The sequence below is a fragment of the Pandoraea sp. PE-S2T-3 genome (genome assembly GCF_002179965.1).
Taxonomy (GTDB): Bacteria; Pseudomonadota; Gammaproteobacteria; order Burkholderiales; family Burkholderiaceae; genus Pandoraea.
Map to the genome: position 1 here is coordinate 152,603 of NZ_NGUQ01000001.1, position 17,672 is coordinate 170,274.

Sequence of the window (17,672 nt, forward strand, 5' to 3'; positions counted from 1 at the left end):
AAAGCGCCTCGGCCGTGCCGCTCGCGTGAGTGCGTCTCGGTGGGCGCGCATGACTTCGTGCGTAAAACGACGGCTTTTGCATGATGACTCTCGGTTGACGGTGCCCGCCGGTCCATCCGGCCGACACTCAGCGCGGCATCATGCGTGGCATCGCCGAGCGGCATTTCTTGGATCGGACAAGGCGCTGCGGGCCTTGACGCGTCGACCGGCAAAATCCCAGCGCGCCACCGCCGTTTGCCTAACCGCCGGGATAACAAAGTTCACATGATGACCTTGTGGGCGCTGGCCGGATCCGCCGACCCCGCGCGCCATTCATCAAGCGAGGTCATATGTCCAAGTCATCTTCTTGTGCCACGCGCCCGACGGGGCGTGCGGCCAGTTCGGGCGCACCCCAGCGCCCGCACGCACAGCGCTCGCACGCACAGCGCTCGCGACCGCCGTCAGGCAGCGAAAACATGCAGCGCGTGGCGCATTCCCGCCACACTCAGCGATGGCGTGGCGACTTCCGGTGCGCGCGGGGTATTGCCGACACCGGGAGCGTGCGGGTCAAGGCTCGCGGGCTATCCGGCGTGGTATCGCCACACACGTCACCGCACACACTGTCAGACATTTCGCTGGACGGACCGGGGGAGGTGTCATGGAAAGCGTTGTTGATGGGCGCTGCCCTGCTGATGGCCGCGTGTCCGCCGGGTGTGGCCGCGCGCGCCCGTCACCCACGCGGCGCGTCTCCCATGGCGCGCTCCACGGGTGCAACGGGTGTGACGAATGCGACCGATGCACTAACCGGCGTGCACAACGAGGTCGTGACGACAGCCACACCCCGTACGGCGGGCGCTTCCCCCTCACTCGTGAGGTCGACGTCACGCGTCGCAATGTTGCAGGGAATCGACGATGTCACGGCGATACCAACAGGGCCAGCCTCCGCGCCTCCCGCGTCCCCCGCGTCGGCGCAGCACACCGACATCGATTCCGCGTCCCCGGCGGCATCGTCAGCCCCCGCACTTGACGGCGACTGGCTTGCCGGGAGTGATCTGAGCACGTTCCTGGACGGCCCGTCGTTCACCGATTTCGTCGCGATGTTCGGCAACGGCACGCCGCCCGGCGAGACCCGGGCATCGTTTCTGAATGCGCTCTATCAGGCACTAGATCCGCAGGATCTCCCGGGCGTTTCACCGTGGGATGCCTCGAATTTCAAGCGCACAGCCACCGACGCGTTGGGTAACGAAGTCAGGGCCATCGACGCGCTGCTGCAACGCATCGGCTTATCGTTGGGTTACGGCACGGCACCCGCCGCGTATGCAGACCCTACCTTTGCGCAGGGCATGCTGGCCCGGTTGCTCCACACCATGATCTTTCCCGGCATGAACGATGCGAACGATCAAATTCCGGCATCGCTTCGCACCCAGTGGCTAACGTGGCTCCGCCCCGATGCGTTCAATGCGGCGTGCGCGGGCGAGGACACCGGGCACTTCGAACGGGCCGGCAATGCGGATCGGTGGCTCGCCCGCCTGGGCGATACGGTCTTCGCAGACGAAGGCGCCGATCTCGCGCAGGCAAAGTCGTGGGCATACCGGCTGTTGGGCGCCCTGTTCGATCCGATATTGGCCGTCGATGCAAACGCCGCCCCTGTACGCGTGGGCAGCCTGCCGTGGGCGTTGCAGCGAATCGGCATGCGTGTGACCGGTTTGAGTGCGTGGCAATCGAGCGCCCCGGAATGGGTCACGACAGCCGCAACGGCTTACCTGACGGCGCTCGAACTCGGACCGGAAGCGATCACCGCGTTTTTTCACTCGAACGCCGACATCGTGCTGCTGTTTGCGCATGCCTCGGGGACCGTCGATTTGCGCGACGACAAGGCACTGGCCGCGGCAGCATTGCAAGATGCGATGGACTTGTTCCACGTTCAGATGGCCGAATCGTTCTCGAACGATCACGCCGAATGGATCGACGCCTTGCGTGGTGAGCTGCCGAGCCGCGCAGCGATTCTGACGCGGGCGCTCTCCGACCGGCTCCCGGAGGTCGAGTCGGTGTACTTCACTGTGGCACCGGTGCCAAAGTATTTCGAGACGACCCATTTTGGAAGACTGATCACGGTTGCCTTGGCGTTTTACAAGACACTGCGCGGTGACTGCATTAGGCAAGACGAGTTTTCCGCCATGGAGGACCTGATTCTCGACGGCTGCATGGATGACATACATCGCATCGCGCCGGCACTCGGCGCCCGGCTGCGCGACGCGGGACTCGATACCCAAGGGGTCAATCAACGCTTCGACGCCGAGTTCACTGCGAGCGTGGCGCATATTCGCGACGTGATCTTGCAACCAGCGCTGGAGGCACTCGTCAGCGGACTCGCATCGGAAGCGTTTCGATACTGGACATGCGGTACGTGGCAGATGCGCGTGCCCACCGTGAGGCTGCTGGTGCCGGACGAATCGTCAAACGCCCACACGTGTGCGTCTTGTGCGGGAGGTTTTTCCGAGGGCCAATTCGCCGACACCGAAGCGACGCATACCGTTTTCATCGATACCACACTGGACGGTGCGGCAAACCACTTTGTGGTCACGCTTGCGCCGCTCAGGATCGAGAGATTCGACGGTGACGCCGACGCCTGGATGCATGCCTTTGCCCGCAAGCTGGTCGGCACGCAGGGTGACGAACCGCCGCTGCGCGCACGCAATGACGTCGCAAGCTATCGAATGATCAAGCCTGCCGCGGGCAATCTGCATGAGTCGCCGACGCGCGCACTCGCCGCCGAATTCAGTGCCCGGCTGGAGGCGTTCCGGACCGCCGCGTATGACAAGACACCGATCGAGTTGCATCGAGAATCCGTCCATCGGTTACTGCTCGGGTTCGTGCCGTTCCACGACTGCGCCGACGACGTGCAAACCGGCAGCTATCGGCGGGCATTGGTCGACTGCGGTATCGATGTTGTCGGCGCCATCCCGTTGGCTTATGCCGCCATGACGGCGCAAAAGGCTACGTGGCAGGCCTCGCGCTTGCTGTTGCAGGCCGCCATCGACGATCTGTCGCACGGCGTCGCGCGCCGCGCCGGCTTGCGCGGCGCGGCGCGTCTCGTCCCACACCTGCTTGCAGAGCCTGCGGTGCTTGCCGCCGTCGATCTCACCAATTTTCGCCTCTCCCAGACCGGGTTAGCGGCAGTGCGCTTCGTTGACCCGGGATTTGAGTTGGCAACGCGCGCAACACTGCACTTGCCGGACTTCGCGCGACGTCTTCGAGACAAGCTTCGCGCCGTGAAGGTCGCCCCGAGCACCGTCAACGCGTGGACACGTGAAGCCGATGCCGCCGTGACTTATGTGCACCACGCAGGGGTATGGCAAGTGCCACACGGACAGACCGGCGCCTTCCACGCCGCCCGCCCGATAGTGGCGGCCGATGGCGGGCAACTCGATCTGGTTGACTGGGATGCGCACACCGGCGCCGTTGTGAAACGCGATGGGGCATGGCTGCGTCTGGCGAATCCGCACTCTGGAAAAACGTACGGGCCGGCATTTTTGACGAATGCGCACAGTAAGATCATTGCGCCGACTCCCGTCACACTGCGCACGCGCCATGCGCCTCGAGCACCCGCACCGGAATCGAGCGACCTCTTGCCGACGGGCGCACCCGACGCATGCCCTGCGCCTGAAACGTTCGGAGAATTACGCAAACGCCGCGCCGTAACGCGCGGCACGATACCGTGCGCCATACTCTCCCGGCAACAAGGCGCGAAATCGGCGGTCATCACGCCGTTGTTCCAGCAGCCGCCCCCGTTGCGGCACTTCGACACGAAAACCGAGCAGTGGCGCGATGTCGACGCCAACGATGTCGCGGCCCGCATCGGCGAAGTAGCGTGGCCGATCCCCGATACGTTCGATGAATACTATCTGAAGGGCAACCGCGTATTCTGGTGCCCTACCACACGAGGGGCGAAGCAAAACTACCTGCTCGCCGGCGTACTCCATCTGCCACCGGTACTCACTGGCGTGGTGTATCCCGAGCATGGCTATGTGCGCATCGACGTCAGCATCGATCTCGATACGCTGGCGGAGCCGTTGCACTTTGAACGGCGGCGTGCGCTGTACGCCTCACGCGCGTTGGGACAGGGCAATCGCGCCGCTGAACCGGGGCCGGGGACCAGCCGCGGACGAACGAAATCGCCGGAGGGGGCGTTCACCATGAAAGTGGCGTTGCCCTACGCCGAGACGGTGGCGCAGGGCAACGAGCAGCCTGCGGTGGTGTTGCTCGGCGCAGACGCCTACGGCTTTCTCATGCATCGGACGAGAGGGCGGACGCAGCGCCCCTATCCCGTGTCGTTTGCACCGCTCACCCCCGATGCGCAGCAAAATTTCCACACGTTCCAGGCGGCGTTGCACAGCGACTTGAACGCGCGCTGGGTCGGCGAGACCCAAATGCTGGGCAGTCTGCGCGACCTAGATTCCCCGGGTCTGGAGGCACAATTTGATCGCATTTTTGGCCGCGCCGAGAGCCTGCTGGTGGAGGCACGCACGGCGCTGGGTGGTCAGCTCGCGCCCATGGTGATCTGTCTGCTCGATCGCTTCGTGCCAGGCAGGGCCCATGAGTTGGCGGCTGCGCTCTCCCCGGTTCTCGCGAAAATGCATGAAGGGTTGCAAGTGGCCCGGCGCGAGCGGGACACGGTCATGGGCGTCATGGAAAATATCTCCGGTGCCGTCGCAGAGACGCTCTACGGCACGTTAGGACACCCGGAGTATGCGTCCAACTTGCAGCGGCCCGTGATCGGCTTTGATACCTCGGCACTGGCATCGATGCCCGACGAAATGCTGGCGGCGGTGCTGCTGCATGAAATCTCCCATGCCACCGTCGCCAGCAGCGACGCCCTCTCCGATGGCCGCGACATTTACGCGGGTGTGGTACCGGCGCCTCGTACGCAGCGAGAGTTGCCGACGATGGTTCCGGCCCCTTCCGGCGAGGGGGATGATAATCGCTTTCCGCCCGACATCATGGATCGCTCCGACACCCCCCGCTACCACTTGATCGTGCGCGACTATCTGGTGAACGACGGCTTGCGTGTCGACATTGGCCAGATGCTGAACCAGCAAGGGGATAACGCCATCCGTGACATCGTGCAACATGCCGACTCGCTGGAACACCTGATTCTCACGATCGCCTACGCGCACGACCCCGCCCAGCACGGTCGGATCGGAGGGCTTCTGCGCCGCGAGACATCGGTCTATCAGCGCTACACACCAACCCATACCCCGTGGGCACACCGGACGTCGCCCGGCACGTAAGGAATCGGGGCAAAAATCCGGCGGGTGAGTTTTCCTGCCGGAGAGACGGCCCATCCCTTGACAGCAAGCCCCCTACTCCTGCTCCAGCCAGTAATTGGGCCGGGCAAAGACCTGCCGCAAATGATCGATGAACAATCGCACGCGAGCGGGCTGGAAACGTTGTTGGGGGTAGACGGCGAGGATGTCGTAATCCGGCAGGGCATACTCGTCGAGTACGGTTTCGAGTTCGCCCGAAAGCAACTCGCGCTGAATTTCCCACGTCGAGCGCCAGCCGAGCCCGAGCCCTTCCAGCGCCCAGCGGTGCAGCAGCTCGCCGTCGTTGCAGTCGAGATTGCCGTTCACGCGGGTGGTGACCAGCTTGCCCTGCCGCTTGAAGTACCAGCCGCGCTGCTGCCCGCCTTGCAGGTTGAACGCCAGACAATTGTGTTTCGCCAGATCCTCCAGCGTCTTGGGCCGCCCGTGCCGCGCGAAGTACGCGGGCGTGCCGCACACCACCCGCCGGTTCTGCGCCAGCTTCACCGCCACGAAGTTGGGGTCGACCGAGCCGCCGATACGAATCCCCATGTCGTAGCCTTCGCGCACGATGTCCACCACGCGATCGGTCAGGTTGAATGAAATCTGCACTTCCGGATGCTGGCGCAGAAACGTGGGCGCATGCGGCGCCACGTGCTTGCGCCCGAACGCCGCCGGGGCCGAGACGATCAGGTGGCCCGACACCGCGTGCCGCCCGGCACTGATCTCGTTCTCCGCCATGTCCCAGTCGCCCAGCAACTGCTTGCAGCGCTCCAGAAAAGCGCCGCCCTCTTCCGACAGCGCCAGCCGCCGCGTCGACCGGTACATGAGTTTGATGCCCAGCCGCTTTTCGAGCGCGTCGATGCGCCGCCCGAGAATCACCGGCGAGACGCCCTCCTTGAGCGCCGCCGCCGCCAGACTGCCCGCTTCGGCCACCTGTACGAAGGTCTCGATCTGCTTGTAACGGTCCATCCCGCCTCCATTCGATACTTTTTGTTATTAAAAAAACGATCTTTTGTGATCTTATCAAACAAATCGTACCGGCTTAAAGTGGCTTCCAAGATCATTACCGATTACACATTGGAGGAGTCACATGGCCAAGATGACCGCCGTAGAGGCCGCCGTTCGGGTGCTGGAGAAGGAAGGCATCACCACCGCGTTCGGCGTGCCGGGCGCAGCAATCAACCCGTTCTATTCGGCACTGCGCAAGGCCGGCAGCGTCGAGCACGTGCTCGCGCGCCACGTCGAAGGTGCGTCGCACATGGCCGAAGGCTATACCCGTGCAGAAGCCGGCAACATCGGCGTGTGTATCGGTACCTCGGGCCCCGCCGGCACCGACATGATCACGGGTCTGTACTCGGCACAAGCCGACTCGATCCCCATTCTGTGCATTACGGGTCAGGCACCGCGCGCCCGTCTGTACAAGGAAGATTTCCAGGCCGTCGATATCGAATCGATCGCCAAGCCGGTGACCAAGTGGGCCGTGACCGTGCGCGAGCCGGCACTCGTGCCGCGCGTGTTCCAGCAGGCATTCCACCTGATGCGCTCGGGCCGTCCGGGTCCGGTGCTGATCGACCTGCCGTTCGACGTGCAGGTCGCCGAGATCGAATTCGATCCCGACACCTACGAGCCGCTGCCGGTCTACAAGCCCGCTGCCACGCGCGCGCAGGCTGAAAAGGCGATCCAGATGCTGCTCGCCTCGGAGCGTCCGCTGATCGTGTCGGGTGGCGGTGTGATCAACGCCGACGCCGCCGACCTGCTCGTCGAATTCGCCGAGACAGTCAACGTGCCGGTCGTCCCCACGCTCATGGGCTGGGGCACCATCGCCGACGATCACCCGCTGATGGCCGGCATGGTCGGGCTGCAAACGTCGCACCGCTTCGGCAACGCGACGATGCTCGCCTCGGACTTCGTGATGGGCATCGGCAATCGCTGGGCCAACCGCCACACCGGTAGCGTCGACGTCTTCACCAAGGGCCGCAAGTTCGTGCACGTCGACATCGAGCCGACGCAAATCGGCCGCGTGTTCGGCCCGGACTACGGCATCGTCTCCGATGCGAAGGCTGCGCTCACGCTGTTCGTCGAAGTGGCCAAGGAACTGAAGGCTGCCGGGCGTCTGCCGGACCGCTCGCAGTGGGTCGCCGACTGCCAGAAGCGCAAGCGCACGATGCTGCGCCGCTCCGACTTCGATCAGGTGCCGATCAAGCCGCAACGCGTGTATCAGGAAATGAACGCCTTCTTCGGCCGCGACGTGCGTTACGTCTCGACCATCGGCCTGTCGCAAATTGCGGCCGCACAGTTCCTGCACGTGAACAAGCCGCGCCACTGGGTCAACTGCGGTCAGGCCGGCCCGCTGGGCTGGACCGTGCCGGCAGCGATCGGTGTGAAGGTGGCGTCGCCGTCGTCGGACGTGGTGGCCATCTCGGGCGACTACGACTTCCAGTTCATGATCGAAGAGCTGGCCGTGGCAGCGCAGTTCAAGGTGCCGTACATCCACGTCGTGGTGAACAACTCGTATCTGGGTCTGATCCGTCAGGCACAGCGCAACTTCGACATGGATTACTGCGTGCAGCTCGCGTTCGAAAACGTGAACTCGCCGGAATTGAACGGCTACGGCGTCGATCACGTGAAGGTTGCCGAAGGTCTGGGCGTGAAGGCCATCCGCGTGCATCAGCCGAACGACATCCAGCCCGCTTTCGAACAGGCCCGCAAGCTGATGGCCGAGTTCTCGGTGCCGGTGATCGTGGAAGTGATTCTCGAGCGCGTGACCAACATTGCGATGGGCACCGAAATCAACAACGTCAATGAGTTCGAAGAAATCATCGACGTCGTGGAAGAAGACAACAGCGCAGTGACGGCGTAAGCCGCCCGCCTGTGACCGTTTGCGGGGCGTGTGCGTCCCCTCCGATAAGACCTAGACCCCCTTATCGGCCCAGCACGCGCCCTGCAATCCCTGCAATACCCCGTACCACCCGAAACACCCTGAATCGAATCGTCGAAACCAACCCCCTATAAGAAAGAGAGGAGTCAGCGCAATGACGAAATTTGCCGCCAATCTGACCATGCTGTTCAACGAGGTGCCGTTCCTCGACCGCTTCAAGGCGGCCGCCGCAGCGGGTTTTCGTGGCGTGGAGTTCCTGTTTCCGTATGCGTTCCATCGCGACCAGATCGCCGACAAACTGAACCAGTACCAGCTCGATCTGGTGCTGCACAACCTGCCGGCCGGTAACTGGGAAGCGGGTGAGCGCGGTATCGCGATCTTCCCCGAGCGCATCGCCGAGTTCCGCGACGGCGTGGGCGAAGCCATCACCTACGCCAAGGCGCTGGGCGTGAAGCAACTGAATTGCCTCGTGGGCAAGCAAGGTGCCGATCTGTCGACCGACGCCGCCCGCGAAACGCTCGTCGGCAACCTGCGCTTTGCCGCCGACGCACTCAAGGCTGAAGGCATCCGCCTGCTGGTCGAGCCGATCAACACGTACGACATTCCGGGCTTCTTCGTGAACCGCACGAAGCAGGCGCTGGAGATCTTCGACGACGTGGGCTCGGACAACCTGTTCTTGCAGTACGACATCTATCACATGCAACGCATGGAAGGTGAGCTCGCCAAGACCATCGAGACGAATCTGGCGCGCATCGCCCACGTGCAGTTGGCCGACAACCCGGGCCGCAACGAACCGGGCACGGGCGAAATCAACTACGCCTACCTGTTCGCCCTGCTCGATCGCATCGGCTACACCGGCTGGATCGGCTGCGAGTACAAGCCCGCCACCACCACGACCGACGGTCTGGGTTGGTTCAAGGCGGCGGGTCTGCGCGAAGCGGCATAAGTCCGACGCCACAACACGTACGTACGCGCAAGCACAAGACAAGCACGACACAAGCAAGGCTGCTGACGGCGTTTCGACGAGGAAGGGCCCCGCCGGCCGCATGCAGGGGGCATGCGGCCGGAGCACGGGGACATGGGCAATGACGGCCCGCCTCGCTGACCGGTAACCGCAGCGGCAGCAGCAGCGACAACATTCAAACTTTGGCAACAAGGAGTCTCGAAATGGCACAACTCGGTTTTATTGGTCTGGGCATCATGGGCGCGCCGATGGCGAAGCATCTGCAAAACGCCGGTCACAAGCTGTTCCTGTACGAGCGCCGCACGCCCCCGCAAGACCTGATCGACGGTCAGGCTACGTGCTGCACGTCGGCCAAGGAAGTCGCCAAGCGTGCCGACATCATCTTCGTGATGGTGCCGGACACCCCCGACGTCGGTAACGTGCTGTTCGGTGAAGACGGTCTGGCCGAAGGCCTGACGGCCGGCAAGATCGTGGTCGACATGAGCTCGATCTCGCCGATCGAAACGAAGGAATACGCCAAGAAGATCAAGGCGCTGGGTTGCGAATACCTCGACGCGCCGGTCTCGGGCGGCGAAGTCGGCGCGAAGGCTGCCTCGCTGTCGATCATGGTCGGTGGCTCGCAAGCCGCGTTTGACGACGTGAAGCCGTTCTTCGAGCTGATGGGCAAGAACATCACGCTGGTGGGCGAAAGCGGTGCCGGTCAGACCTGCAAGGTCGCCAACCAGATCGTCGTCGCACTCACCATCGAAGCCGTGGGCGAAGCCCTGCTGTTCGCATCGAAGGCCGGTGCCGACCCCGCCAAGGTGCGTGAGGCACTGATGGGTGGCTTCGCCTCGTCGCGCATTCTGGAAGTGCACGGCGAGCGCATGGTCAAGCGCAACTTCGAGCCGGGCTTCCGCATCTCGCTGCACCAGAAAGACTTGAATCTGGCGCTGCAAAGTGCGAAGGCACTCGGCGTGTCGCTGCCCAACACGGCCACGTGCCAAGAGCTGTTCAACGCCTGCGCCGCCAACGGTGGTTCGAGCTGGGATCACTCGGGTATGGTGCGCGCGCTGGAACTGCTCTCCAACCACACGGTTGCCTGAGCACAGTCAGCGAATCTCACGCCCCGCCCTCACGCGGGGCGTGAATCATCGGGTAGTTCGCGAGAAGACGAAGAAGCGGCCGCCACAGGCCGCCAGCATGACCAGTAAGGGGAGGTGAATGCGTCACACCACGCGAGTGGCGCATCGCTGAAACGGTAACGGCGCGAGTCGCATGACTGGCGCCGTATTTTTTTGCCTGCGTTCGTCGTGACGATCACGTCTCGATCACGTCACGATCCCGCCGCGATCAATACTCGTCGAACAGACTCTGCAAGCGATCGCGCGGCACGCCGGCCTGCAAGGCCAGCATCAGCAGCACGCGCGCCTTGTACGGATGCAGATTGCCTGCACTCACAAAACCGTACTGATCGTCGGGCGCCGCGCCGTTGTGCATCACGTGACCGCTGCCTACGCGTGCGGCACGCACGACGGCCACGCCCCGCTGCACGGCCTCGGCAAGCGACTGTTGCAGCAGCGAATGCAGCGAGCCGTTGCCCGTGCCTGCCACCACGATGCCCTGCACGCCCGCCTCGACCAGTGCGTCGACGGCAATGCGCGAAACCCCCGCATAGCTCGACACGACTTCCACCGCTGGCAATTCGCCCGACAGACCGACGAACTCGCTTTCGACCGTGTGGTATTGCAGCGCGGCACGCTGGAACGCGACACGCTCGTCCTGCACCCAGCCAAGCACACCGATTTCCGGCGACAGGAAGGCATCTACCGCATACGTGCTCGTCTTGATGACGTCGCGCGCGCAGTGAATTTGATTGTTGATGGCGACCAGCACGCCGCGCCCCGCCGAAATCGGATCGGTCGCGACACGCACGGCATTGAGCAAATTGAGCGGGCCATCGGCAGACAATGCCGTCGCCGGACGCATGGCGGCCGTAATCACGACCGGCTTGCGGCTATTGACCGTCAGATGCAGGTAGTAAGCGGTCTCTTCAAGCGTATCGGTGCCGTGGGTAATCACCGCCCCGGCGACGTCGGGCTGCGAGAGCAAGGCGTTCAGGCGTGCGGCAAGCTTCTGCCACAGCGAACAGCTCATGTCCTTGCTGTCGATTTGCGCGACTTGCTCGGCATGGATATGCGCAATGCTGCCCAGCGCCGGCACGGCCGCGAGCAGGTCCTGTACACCGAGCGCACCCGCCTGATAACCGGCCGTACGCGTCGCGTCAGCGGCGCTGCCTGCGATCGTGCCGCCCGTGGCGAGCAGCACAATGCGCGGCAATTCGCCGGTGGGCACGGTGTAATGCGGGGTCGGATTAAAAGAGGTCAAGGTCATGCCAGCGATTGTATCGAATCCTGCCCCGGTTCCCAATCGCGGAAAACCCAACGGGCGGCGTGCCCCGGCGCACGGGGCACGCGCGCCGGGGGAATTTTGATCTCAGGCGGCAAACTCCAGCGCTTCGCGCAGTTGCGTCGAGATTTCCTGCTCCTTGAGTGCCGGTGCGAGCATCTCGATGAAGCGGTAAGCATACGAGCGCAGGAACGCGCCGCGACGCAGGCCGATACGCGTGGTGCTCGGCTCGAACGCGTTGTCGAGTTCGAGCACGGCCAGATCCTGATCCTTGCGCGGGTCGACCGCCATCGCCGCGACGATGCCGATGCCCAGCCCGATCTCGACGTACGTCTTGATGACGTCCGTGTCCAACGCGGTCAGCACGATGTCCGGCACCAGTCCCTGGTCGGCAAACGCCTTGTCCACGTGCGAGCGGCCGGTGAAATCGCCGTCGTACGTGATGATCGGATATTCGGCAATGTCGGCCAGCGTGACGCTCTCACGGCCCACCAGCGGGTGATCCTTCGGCACCACGGCGACGTGATGCCACGAATAGCACGGGAACGTCACGATATCGGGGAAGCGATCGAGCGCTTCGGTCGTGATGCCGATATCGGCTTCACCGTCGATGACCATCTGCGCGATCTGGCGCGGGCTGCCCTGACGCAGGGCCAGATGCACCTTCGGATACACGCTAGTGAACTGCTTGATGACCTGCGGCAATGCGTAGCGTGCCTGCGTGTGGGTGGTGGCCACCACCAGATGCCCACTGTCCTGATCGGCAAACTGACGCGCCACGCGGCGCAGGTTTTCCGCGTCGAGCAACATGCGCTCGATCAGTTGCAACACGGCCTTGCCCGGCTCGGTGAGGCCCGTGAGACGCTTGCCGCGACGCACGAACACGTCGACGCCGAGCTCATCCTCAAGGTCCTTGATCTGCTTGCTCACGCCCGACTGCGAGGTGTAAAGCGCACTCGCGGCTTCGGTCAGGTTCAGGTTTTGCCGTACGGCTTCGCGCACGTAGCGCAATTGCTGGAAATTCATGGTGTGACTCCGCCCTATCGCTTGTCTGTTACATCTACCTAGTACGTCTTGTCTTTAACTGCTTATCGATTTTCTGTCTGCTGTCCCAGGTGCTGCTGACCGCCCCGTTGCCGGGAGCGCTCATGTTCAGGCCTGCGCCGAGAACACGCGCAACTGACGCGGCACGGCGCGCAGCGGTTCGCCCGCCGTCGCACCCAATGCCTGCCAGCCCGAGCGCGTGAGTTCGGCTTCCCAAACCGCATCGCCCGGTGCCGCCAGTTCCACACGCACGGTGCCGCCCAGCGGGATCGCACGGCGCACCGACACGTCGATGCCCGGGCCGCCATCGTGCGCCGGCAGCAACGCGAGTTCATGCGGGCGCACGTAGGCAATGGCGCGGCCGTCCTGCGGCAGTGCCGGCAGATCGTCCTTGGCAACCGTCACGCGATACGCGCCCGCATCCGCAATGAAGTCATGCGTCTGCAACTGCCCCGACAGGCGGTTGGCCGCGCCGAGGAATTCGTAGACGAAGGCGCTTTCGGGCGTGTCGTACACGTCTTGCGGCGCACCGATCTGTTCGACCTTGCCCCGGTTCATCAACACGATGCGGTCCGCCACTTCCAGTGCTTCTTCCTGATCGTGCGTCACGAAGATCGTCGTGATGTGAAGCTCGTCGTGCAGGCGGCGCAACCAGCTGCGCAGTTCCTTGCGCACCTTGGCGTCGAGCGCGCCGAACGGCTCGTCGAGCAGCAGCACCTTCGGTTCGACCGCCAGTGCACGGGCCAGCGCAATACGCTGACGCTGCCCGCCGGAGAGTTCTGCCGGGTAGTGATCGGCCAGCCAGTCGAGTTGGACAAGGCTCAGCAGCTCATGCACCTTGGTGCGAATCTGCGCGTCCGAGGGGCGATCGCGGCGCGACTTCACGCGCAGGCCGAACGCCACGTTCTCGAACACCGTCATGTGACGGAACAGCGCGTAATGCTGGAACACGAAACCGACTTGACGCTCGCGGGTGCCCACGCTCGCCACGTCTTCGCCGTTGAGCACGACGCGCCCGGCATCGGCAAACTCAAGGCCGGCCACGATGCGCAGCAGCGTGGTCTTGCCGCAACCGGACGGCCCGAGCAACGCCACCAGCTCGCCCGTGGGAAATTCGAGACTCACGTCGTCGAGCGCCGCGAAATCGCCGAAACGCTTCGAAACCTGTTGTACTTGAATGCTCATCTGCCTTGCTCCTCGATGCGATGGCCGCGTTGGCGGCGTTCGCGTCTGCCTTCGTGTTCGTTGGTGTGCTTTGGTATGCGTATGCGTTTGCTTGCGGCTTCAGGTGGCGGTCGCGTCGATGCGGCGTGCGGCCTTGTCCTGTGCCAGCTTGCGTTCGGCCCACAGCTTCAGGCCCAGCGTCGCCAGCGCCAGCAGCGCGAGAATCGATGCCGCCGCGAACGCACCCACCGTGTGGTAATCGTTGTATTCGATCTCCACATGCAGCGGCAGCGTGTTCGTTTCGCCGCGAATGTGGCCGGACACCACCGATACCGCGCCAAACTCGCCCATCGCCCGCGCGTTACACAGAATCACGCCGTACAGCAGGCCCCATTTGATCTTCGGCAACGTCACCCGCGTGAACACCTGCCAGCCGCTGGCGCCCAACACGCGCGCCGCTTCTTCCTCTTCGCTGCCCTGCGCCTGCATCAGCGGAATCAGCTCGCGGGCGACGAACGGGAACGTCACGAAGATAGTGGCCAGTACCAGCCCCGGCAGCGCGAATACGATGCGCAGGTTGTTGGCGTCGAGCCAGTCCCACAGCGGGCCCTGACGGCCGAAGATCAGCAGGAACGTGAGCCCCGCGATCACCGGTGACACCGAGAACGGCAGGTCGATGAGCGTGGTCAGCACGCTCTTGCCCTTGAAGTCGAAGCGCGCAATCGCCCACGACGCCGCCACACCGAACACCACGTTCACCGGCACGGCGATCACGGCAATCAACAACGTGAGGCGGATGGCCGAGAGCGCATCGTCGTTGGTCATGCCGTCCCAATAGGCGCCAATACCTTTGCCCAGTGCAGTGACGAACACCGACGCGAGCGGCAACACCAGAAACAAGGCGAAAAACAGCAGCGCCAGACCGATCAACACGACCTTGACGAGCCTGGGCTCGTCGGTCGGATCGGTGCTGCGCACTTTCGGCACGTGCGCAGCGGCGGCCGGGAGAGTAAGCGAATCGGACATGATCGAATCTTTCTCTGGAATCACGCGCCGCTGGCGCGTCGGCCCGAATGACGGCGTTGCAGCCACCATTGCAGGGTATTGATGAGGAGCAGCAGCACGAACGAGATCACGAGCATGACGACGGCCAATGCCGCAGCGCCTGCGTAGTCGAACTGTTCGAGCTTGGTCACGATCAGCAGCGAGGTGATTTCCGAGACCATCGGAATGTTGCCCGCGATAAAGATGACCGAACCGTACTCACCGACCGCGCGGGCAAATGCCAGTGCGAAGCCGGTCAGCAGCGCCGGCAACACCGCCGGCAGGATCACGTGACGCACGGTCTGCCAGCGCGAAGCGCCCAGACAAGCCGCCGCTTCTTCCTGCTCGCGCTCGAACTCTTCGAGCACCGGTTGCAGCGTGCGCACCACGAACGGCAGACCGATGAACGTGAGCGCGACAAAAATACCCAGCGGCGTGAAGGCAATCTTGATACCCAGCGGCTCGAACCAGCGGCCGATCCAGCCATTCGGGGCGTAGATGGCGGCGAGCACGATGCCCGCGACCGACGTGGGCAACGCGAACGGCAGATCGACCAGCGCATCGACGATGCGCTTGCCGGGGAACGTGTAGCGCACCAGCACCCACGCCAGAATGAAACCGAACACAGCGTTCAGGAGCGCTGCCGCCAGCGAGATGCCGAACGTGAGGCGATACGACGCCAGCACGCGCGGCGAACTCACGGCGGTGACAAAACTCGCCCAATCGAGCGAGCTTGCCTTGATGAAGACCATCAGCAACGGCACCAGCACGACCAGACTCAGGTACGCCACGGTGTAGCCCATCGTCAGGCCGAAGCCCGGCAATGCACTCGGCTTACGCCAGATTGGAAACAGTGCGGTACTCATGCGATCGTCCCCTTCGTTCCTTTTTTCCGAATTACTTCTTGGTGTAGATCTGATCGAAGATGCCGCCGTCAGCGAAGTGCTTGGCCTGCGTCTTGGTCCAGCCGCCGAGATCGGCGTCCACCGTGTACAACTTGAGCTTCGGATACTGCGACGCGTACTTCTTGGCGATTTCCGGCGAACGCGGACGATAGAAGTGCTTCGCGGCAATCTCCTGCCCTTGCGGCGAGTACAGCCATTGCAGATAGGCTTCGGCCACCTTGCGCGTGCCATGCTTGTCGACGTTCTTGTCAACCACGGCCACCGGCGGCTCCGTCAGAATCGACGACGACGGCACCACGATGTCGAACTTGTCCGGACCGAGATCCTTCACCGACAGCAGCGCTTCGTTTTCCCAGGCGATCAGCACGTCGCCGATGCCGCGCTCGACGAACGTCGTCGTCGCGCCGCGTGCGCCCGAGTCCAGCACGCCCACGTTCTTGTAGATCGCCTTGACGAAGTCCTGCGCCTTCTGTTCATTACCGCCCGGTGCCTTGAGCGCGAACAGCCATGCGGCGAGGTAGTTCCAGCGGGCGCCGGCCGACGTCTTCGGGTTCGGCGTCACGACGCTGATGCCCGGCTTGGCCAGATCGTCCCAGTCCTTGATGTTCTTGGGGTTGCCCTTGCGCACGAGCAGCACGATGGTCGACGTGTACGGCGTGGCGTTGTCCGGCAGGCGCTTCTGCCAGTCCTTGTTCACCAGACCGGCTTGCGCGAGTTCGTCGATGTCGGCAGAAATACCGAGCGTGACCACATCGGCCGGTGCGCCATCGAGCACCGTGCGGGCTTGCTTGCCCGAACCGCCGTGCGAGGCCTTCAGCGTGACGGTGTCACCCGTGGTCTGTTTGTAATGGGCTTCGAAAGCCTTGTTGTAATCGGCATAAAGCTCACGCGTCGGGTCGTACGACACGTTGAGCAGCGAAAAGCTTGCCGCTTGTGCCTGTACCGTCATGCCGACGGACAGTGCGATAGCGCCCAGTGCGGTCGCCAGTTTCTTAGCTTTCGAACCCCGTGCTGCAATGCTCATGACTTTCGCTCCTTTTTTGCTTTCGTGTGGTAGGAGGCCAGTCTAGGGGGGCGGCTAAATAATTAAAAATAATATTTTGGCTTTTGTTTATACCGGAATAAGGATTAGAGATTTTGTGCTGAGGGATGAGGGGCACCGGTTTGCGGCAGAAATCGGGGTATTTGAGCGCGAAGCTCATGAAGTACTTGAAGTTTTCGCTTGCGCTTTTGGAAACACTGTATAAAAATACAGCCACCTGTGCTTCCATACAGTGATGCCATGATCAAACTTACCGCACGTCAACAGCAGGTCTACGAACTGGTTCGCCAGGCCATTGAGCGCACCGGCTTCCCGCCGACACGCGCAGAGATTGCCGCCGAGCTGGGCTTCTCTTCGGCCAATGCGGCCGAGGAACATCTGCGGGCGCTGGCGCGCAAGGGTGTGATCGAGCTTTCCGCCGGGCAATCGCGCGGCATCCGGCTCAAACGTCTCGATGAGGCGGGCGGCGTGCATCAGTTCACGCTGCCGCATATGGGGCTGATGCAACTCTCGCTGCCGCTCGTCGGGCGCGTGGCCGCAGGCAGCCCGATTCTGGCGCAGGAGCATATCGAACGCAATTTCCAGTGCGATCCGAACATGTTTGCCCGTCAGCCCGATTACCTGCTGAAAGTGCGCGGGATGTCGATGCGCGATGCCGGCATTCTCGACGGTGATCTGCTGGCCGTGCAGAAAGCCGCAGATGCGCGCGAAGGACAAATCGTCGTGGCGCGTATCGGCGACGACGTCACGGTCAAGCGCTTCCACCGCGTGAAGGGCGGCGTGGAGCTGATTGCCGAGAACCCTGACTTCGAGAACATCAACGTCAACGAAGGCAGTGGTGATTTTGCGCTGGAAGGGATCGCGGTCGGCCTGATTCGCAATAACGATCTCTAGGCGCAAGCCAAAGGCGCGCAACGACTTCACGTCGCGCGCCATTCCCTGACGATCAAGTAACGCT

Annotated in this window: 12 protein-coding genes; 5 read left to right on the forward strand and 7 right to left on the reverse strand. The window is 63.2% G+C overall.

Annotated features, from left to right (window positions below; translation table 11 throughout):
• Positions 1–653: 653 nt before the first annotated feature.
• Positions 654–5,270 (forward strand): hypothetical protein, encoded by a 4,617-nt coding sequence (locus tag CDV46_RS00690; protein WP_087721504.1) that lies wholly within the window; start codon positions 654–656, stop codon positions 5,268–5,270.
• A 72-nt stretch (positions 5,271–5,342) separates the two neighbouring features.
• Here CDV46_RS00690 and CDV46_RS00695 read toward each other — a convergent pair whose 3' ends face one another.
• Complete coding sequence (locus CDV46_RS00695) at positions 5,343–6,254, reverse strand: LysR family transcriptional regulator (protein ID WP_058379046.1); 912 nt, start codon at positions 6,252–6,254, stop codon at positions 5,343–5,345.
• 121 nt (positions 6,255–6,375) lie between these two features.
• Between CDV46_RS00695 and gcl the strand changes: the two genes are divergently transcribed.
• The 3 genes from gcl to glxR all read left to right on the forward strand — a co-directional run bounded on the left by gcl (position 6,376) and on the right by glxR (position 10,212).
• On the forward strand, positions 6,376–8,145 hold the full coding sequence (gene gcl, locus CDV46_RS00700) for a glyoxylate carboligase (protein ID WP_087688852.1): 1,770 nt from the start codon (positions 6,376–6,378) through the stop codon (positions 8,143–8,145).
• A gap of 172 nt (positions 8,146–8,317) precedes the next feature.
• Positions 8,318–9,109 (forward strand): hydroxypyruvate isomerase, encoded by a 792-nt coding sequence (hyi, locus tag CDV46_RS00705; RefSeq protein WP_087688853.1) that lies wholly within the window; start codon positions 8,318–8,320, stop codon positions 9,107–9,109.
• Between the two features lie 200 nt (positions 9,110–9,309).
• The gene (gene glxR, locus CDV46_RS00710; RefSeq protein WP_212677120.1) at positions 9,310–10,212 is read left to right on the forward strand and encodes a 2-hydroxy-3-oxopropionate reductase; all 903 of its coding nucleotides are present in this window, start codon (positions 9,310–9,312) and stop codon (positions 10,210–10,212) included.
• Between the two features lie 247 nt (positions 10,213–10,459).
• Here glxR and CDV46_RS00715 read toward each other — a convergent pair whose 3' ends face one another.
• The 6 genes from CDV46_RS00715 to CDV46_RS00740 all read right to left on the reverse strand — a co-directional run bounded on the left by CDV46_RS00715 (position 10,460) and on the right by CDV46_RS00740 (position 16,696).
• Positions 10,460–11,500, reverse strand: a complete 1,041-nt coding sequence (locus CDV46_RS00715) for an asparaginase (RefSeq protein WP_087688855.1) — start codon at positions 11,498–11,500, stop codon at positions 10,460–10,462.
• Positions 11,501–11,602: 102 nt separating this feature from the next.
• Entirely contained in the window at positions 11,603–12,541 is a 939-nt protein-coding gene (locus CDV46_RS00720; protein WP_058379051.1) for a CysB family HTH-type transcriptional regulator, read from the reverse strand.
• Positions 12,542–12,667: 126 nt separating this feature from the next.
• Positions 12,668–13,744: a sulfate/molybdate ABC transporter ATP-binding protein gene (locus CDV46_RS00725; protein WP_087688856.1), complete on the reverse strand. Its 1,077-nt coding sequence runs from the start codon at positions 13,742–13,744 to the stop codon at positions 12,668–12,670.
• Positions 13,745–13,843: 99 nt separating this feature from the next.
• The gene (gene cysW / locus CDV46_RS00730; protein ID WP_087688915.1) at positions 13,844–14,749 is read right to left on the reverse strand and encodes a sulfate ABC transporter permease subunit CysW; all 906 of its coding nucleotides are present in this window, start codon (positions 14,747–14,749) and stop codon (positions 13,844–13,846) included.
• A gap of 20 nt (positions 14,750–14,769) precedes the next feature.
• The gene (gene cysT, locus CDV46_RS00735) at positions 14,770–15,633 is read right to left on the reverse strand and encodes a sulfate ABC transporter permease subunit CysT (protein WP_058379053.1); all 864 of its coding nucleotides are present in this window, start codon (positions 15,631–15,633) and stop codon (positions 14,770–14,772) included.
• Positions 15,634–15,664: 31 nt separating this feature from the next.
• The gene (locus CDV46_RS00740; RefSeq protein WP_087688857.1) at positions 15,665–16,696 is read right to left on the reverse strand and encodes a sulfate ABC transporter substrate-binding protein; all 1,032 of its coding nucleotides are present in this window, start codon (positions 16,694–16,696) and stop codon (positions 15,665–15,667) included.
• Positions 16,697–16,954: 258 nt separating this feature from the next.
• Here CDV46_RS00740 and lexA point away from each other — a divergent pair, with 258 nt between their 5' ends.
• Positions 16,955–17,608, forward strand: a complete 654-nt coding sequence (lexA, locus tag CDV46_RS00745; protein ID WP_058379055.1) for a transcriptional repressor LexA — start codon at positions 16,955–16,957, stop codon at positions 17,606–17,608.
• The last annotated feature ends 64 nt before the right edge of the window (positions 17,609–17,672 follow it).

Coding starts and splice junctions, on each gene's coding strand:
- CDV46_RS00690 (WP_087721504.1), top strand. CDS start 654: ATGGGCGCTGCCCTGCTGATGGCCGCGTGTCCGCCGGGTGTGGCCGCG.
- CDV46_RS00695 (WP_058379046.1), bottom strand. CDS start 6,254: ATGGACCGTTACAAGCAGATCGAGACCTTCGTACAGGTGGCCGAAGCG.
- gcl (WP_087688852.1), top strand. CDS start 6,376: ATGGCCAAGATGACCGCCGTAGAGGCCGCCGTTCGGGTGCTGGAGAAG.
- hyi (WP_087688853.1), top strand. CDS start 8,318: ATGACGAAATTTGCCGCCAATCTGACCATGCTGTTCAACGAGGTGCCG.
- CDV46_RS00715 (WP_087688855.1), bottom strand. CDS start 11,500: ATGACCTTGACCTCTTTTAATCCGACCCCGCATTACACCGTGCCCACC.
- CDV46_RS00720 (WP_058379051.1), bottom strand. CDS start 12,541: ATGAATTTCCAGCAATTGCGCTACGTGCGCGAAGCCGTACGGCAAAAC.
- CDV46_RS00725 (WP_087688856.1), bottom strand. CDS start 13,744: ATGAGCATTCAAGTACAACAGGTTTCGAAGCGTTTCGGCGATTTCGCG.
- cysW (WP_087688915.1), bottom strand. CDS start 14,749: ATGTCCGATTCGCTTACTCTCCCGGCCGCCGCTGCGCACGTGCCGAAA.
- cysT (WP_058379053.1), bottom strand. CDS start 15,633: ATGAGTACCGCACTGTTTCCAATCTGGCGTAAGCCGAGTGCATTGCCG.
- CDV46_RS00740 (WP_087688857.1), bottom strand. CDS start 16,696: ATGAGCATTGCAGCACGGGGTTCGAAAGCTAAGAAACTGGCGACCGCA.
- lexA (WP_058379055.1), top strand. CDS start 16,955: ATGATCAAACTTACCGCACGTCAACAGCAGGTCTACGAACTGGTTCGC.